3 protein-coding genes are annotated in these 3,852 nt (G+C 71.1%); 1 reads left to right on the top strand and 2 read right to left on the bottom strand.

Going from position 1 to position 3,852, the window contains the following annotated elements:
• Positions 1 to 138 precede the first annotated feature (138 nt).
• Together ACFXI3_RS32280 and ACFXI3_RS32275 are read right to left on the bottom strand one after the other, a co-directional pair.
• The gene (locus tag ACFXI3_RS32280) at positions 139 to 1,845 is read right to left on the bottom strand and encodes an AMP-binding protein (RefSeq protein ID WP_344275885.1); all 1,707 of its coding nucleotides are present in this window, start codon (positions 1,843 to 1,845) and stop codon (positions 139 to 141) included.
• A gap of 35 nt (positions 1,846 to 1,880) precedes the next feature.
• Positions 1,881 to 2,723 carry a crotonase/enoyl-CoA hydratase family protein gene (locus tag ACFXI3_RS32275; protein WP_378404660.1) on the bottom strand — a complete coding sequence of 281 codons (843 nt, stop codon included), beginning with the start codon at positions 2,721 to 2,723 and terminating at the stop codon, positions 1,881 to 1,883.
• Positions 2,724 to 2,832: 109 nt separating this feature from the next.
• On the opposite strand from ACFXI3_RS32275, the gene ACFXI3_RS32270 reads away from it, so the two are divergent.
• Positions 2,833 to 3,708: an alpha/beta fold hydrolase gene (locus ACFXI3_RS32270; RefSeq protein ID WP_378404658.1), complete on the top strand. Its 876-nt coding sequence runs from the start codon at positions 2,833 to 2,835 to the stop codon at positions 3,706 to 3,708.
• Positions 3,709 to 3,852 lie beyond the last annotated feature (144 nt).

Below are 3,852 nucleotides of genomic sequence, written 5' to 3'. Positions count from 1 at the left end.
CCCAACCCCCCGCGGGCGCCGGGGGGGGGTGGGGTCCGCCCCCCCCCCCCCCCCGGGGGCCCCGCCGGCCGAACCCGGGCCCCCCCCCGGCGGGGGGGGGGGGGGGGCCGCCCGCGCGCCCCCCCCCCCCACCGCGGCTCAGGACTTGAGGTCCGGGAAGTCGTCCTCGCGGAACTCGCCCTCGGGCCGCTCGCCGCCTTCGCGGCCGCGCAGTTCGACCCGGCGGATCTTGCCCGAGATGGTCTTCGGCAGTTCCCCGAACTCCAGCCGCCGGATCCGCTTGTACGGCGCGAGGTGCTCCCGCGCGTACGCGAGGATCGCCCGCGCCGTCTCGGCGTCCGGCTCGTGCCCGGAGGCGAGCACGACGTACGCCTTCGGCACCGCCAGCCGGATCGGGTCCGGCGCGGGCACCACGGCCGCCTCGGCGACCGCCTCGTGCTCCAGCAGGACGCTCTCCAGCTCGAACGGCGAGATCCGGTAGTCCGAGGCCTTGAAGACGTCGTCGGTGCGGCCGACGTAGGTGATGTAGCCGCGTTCGTCGACCGAGCCGACGTCGCCGGTGTGGTAGTAGCCGCCCGCGAACGCGGCCGACGTGCGTTCGTCGTCGTCCGCGTAGCCCGCCATCAGGCCGACCGGCCGGTGCGCGAGGTCGAGGCAGATCTCGCCCTCGGTCGCGCGCTCGCCGGTGACCGGGTCGACCAGCGCGACCGCGAACCCGGGCAGCGGGCGGCCCATCGAACCGGCCACGACGTCCTGGCCCGGCGTGTTCGCCACCTGGACGCTGGTCTCGGTCTGCCCGAAGCCGTCCCGGATGGTGACGCCCCACGCCTTCTCGACCTGCTCGATCACCTCGGGGTTGAGCGGCTCCCCCGCGCCGACGACCTTCTTCGGCGGCGTCCGCAGCGCGGTGAGGTCGGCCTGGATCAGCATCCGCCACACCGTCGGCGGCGCGCAGAAGCTGGTGATCCCGCACCGGTCCATCTGCGCCATCAGCGCGACCGCGTCGAACCGCGCGTAGTTGTACAGGAACACCGTCGCTTCGGCGTTCCACGGCGCGAAGAAGTTGCTCCACGCGTGTTTGGCCCAGCCCGGCGACGAGATGTTGAGGTGGACGTCGCCCGGTTCCAGCCCGATCCAGTACATTGTGGACAGATGGCCGACCGGATACGAAACGTGCGTGTGCTGCACGAGTTTCGGCTTCGCGGTGGTGCCCGAGGTGAAGTACAGCAGCAGCGGGTCCTCGGCGCGGGTGACCCCGTCCGGGGTGAATCCGGCCGGCTCGGCGTACGCGGTTTCGAAGGCGTGCCAACCGGAAACCGGTTCGCCGACCGCGATCCGCGTGTAGTCGCCCGCGACGTCGGCGAACTTCTCCGCGTCGACGTCGCGCACGACGACGTGCTTCGCGTTGCCGCGCTCCACCCGGTCCACGAGGTCGGCCGGTCCGAGCAGCGTGGACGCCGGGATCACGACGGCGCCCAGCTTGATCGCCGCGAGGATGGTCTCCCACAGCTCGCCCTGGTTGCCGAGCATGACGATCACCCGGTCGCCGCGAGAGACGCCGAGGCCGCGCAGCCAGTTCGCGACCTGATTGGACCGGGCCGACATCTCCGGGAACGTCCAGCGGTTCTCGGTGCCGTCCTCTTCCACGATCCACAGCGCGTACCGCTGCGCGTTCGCCGGATCCGCCGCGACGGCGTCGAACCAGTCCGTCGCCCAGTTGAACTCGTCCAGCTGCGGCCACGCGAACTCGCGGTAGGCAGTCTCGTAGTCCTCGCGATGGGCTTGCAGATAGTCCCGCGCCGCGCGGAATGCCTGGTAGCCGGTGACCTCAGCGCCGTTGCTCACGTCGTACTCCTCGTGCTCGCTTTCCCGTGCCTGTTTTACTCGCCCTTGAACTCCGGCGCTCGTCGCTCCATAAAGGCCTGGACGGCTTCCTGGAGGTCCTTGCTCGGCAGGAACGCGGAGTTCCACGCGGCGACGTAGCGCAGGCCTTCGGCGACCTGGCGTTCGGTGTTCGCCGACAGCACCTGCTTGGTGCCCTGGACGACCAGCGGCGGGTTCGCGGCGATCTCGGCGGCGAGCTCGCGGGCCTTGGCCAGCAGCGTCTCCTGGTCCGCGTACACGTCGTTGACCAGGCCGATCTTCTCCGCTCGCGCGGCGTCGATGTCCTTGCCGGTGAGGGCGAGTTCGCGGACGTGGCCCTCGCCGACGATCGGCGCGAGGCGCTGCAGGCTGCCGATGTCGGCGACGATCGCGACCTTCACCTCGCGGACGCTGAACTTGGCGTCCTCGCTGGCCAGGCGGATGTCGGCGGCGGTGATGACGTCCACGCCGCCGCCGATGCACCAGCCGGACACGGCCGCGACCACCGGTTTGCGGCATTCGGCGATCGAGCTGACCGCCTGCTGCAGCCGCTGGACCTCGCGGTGGAACTCGGTGCGCGGCCCGGCCAGCGCGTCTCCGGCCAGCAGCGGCGCCCAGCTGCCCATCATCGCGGGCAGGTCGAGGCCGTAGGAGAAGTGCTTGCCGCTGCCGGTCAGGACCACCGCGCGCACGCGCGGGTCAGCGTCGAGGGCGGCGAATACCTGCGGCAGCTCGCGCCAGAAGTCGGGGCCCATCGCGTTGCCCTTGCCCGGGCCGAGCAGAGTCACCTCGGCGACCGCGCCGTCGAGGTCGACGCGGAGGGAGGCGAGTTCGGGAAGGGCGGCTACTGGTTCGGTCATGCGGTCATCTTGACTCATGGAGCCGACCCCAGCTCATCCGGTTGACACTGTGCCAACGCGGCTGCGGGATGCTTTCCTGGAGACCCGAGGTGGAGAGGGAGGCGCCCGTATGGATCCGGCACCCGTGCCTGTCGCCGACGCCCCGCCCGCGGAACCCGCGGCGGCCCGCAAGGCCCGGCCGATCGAGCTGTCCGGCTCGTTCCGGCACGACGGCCAGCGCCTGTGCTACACCGAATACGGCAGCGGCGACCGCGTCGTGGTGCTCATGCACGGGATCATGTTCACCCGGCGGATGCACGCGCCGCTGGCCCGCCGGCTCGCCCGCGCGGGATTCCGCGTGGTCACGCTCGACCTGCTCGGCCACGGCGATTCCGACCGGCCGACGCAGTCGTGGCGCTATTCGATGCCCGCGTTCGGCGAGCAGGCCGTCGCGCTGCTCGACCATCTGGAGATCGAGGACGCGGTGGTCGGCGGGACCTCCCTGGGCGCGAACGTGGCGCTGGAGGTCGCCGTCGCCGCTCCGTCGCGGGCGCGCGGGCTGGTGGTCGAGATGCCGGTGCTGGACAACGCGATCGTCGCCGGGCTGCTGACTTTCGCGCCGCTGTTGTTCGCCGCGCGCTTCCTGCCCGCGACGGTGCGCGGGGTGTCGCTGGCCGCGCATCTGGTGCCGCACGGGAACCAGTGGGTCGACGTCATCACGGACACGCTGAGCCAGGACCCGGCTCCGATGGCCGCGCTGCTGCACGGCGTGCTGTTCGGCCGGATCGCGCCGCCGAAGTCGATCCGGGGCACGATCACGACGCCAACGCTGGTGATCGGCCACGAAGGCGACCCGATCCACCCGTTCGGCGACGCGGGCAGCCTCGCCGAGGACCTGCCGAACGCCGAATTCGTGCAGGCCCGCAGCCCGGTCGAACTGCGGTTCGACCCGAAGCGGCTCAGCGCGGCGATCCGGGACTTCGCCTTCCGCCGCTACCCGGCCTGATCCCACCCCGGTCTCGAAGGTCCGTGAAGGGCTCCTTGAGGGAATCTGATTCCCTCAAGGAGCCCCTGCCGAGAGTGTTTAACAAAACAGATCCCACCCCAGAAGAGAATATATCTTTAGCACTCATGCGCATGATGTATGGGT

Origin of the sequence: Amycolatopsis sp. NPDC059235, from assembly GCF_042754125.1 — a bacterium.
Classification (GTDB): Bacteria; Actinomycetota; Actinomycetes; order Mycobacteriales; family Pseudonocardiaceae; genus Amycolatopsis; species Amycolatopsis albidoflava.
The sequence above is the reverse complement of the archived record's forward strand: the minus strand, read 5'-3'. Positions and strand labels throughout refer to the sequence as shown.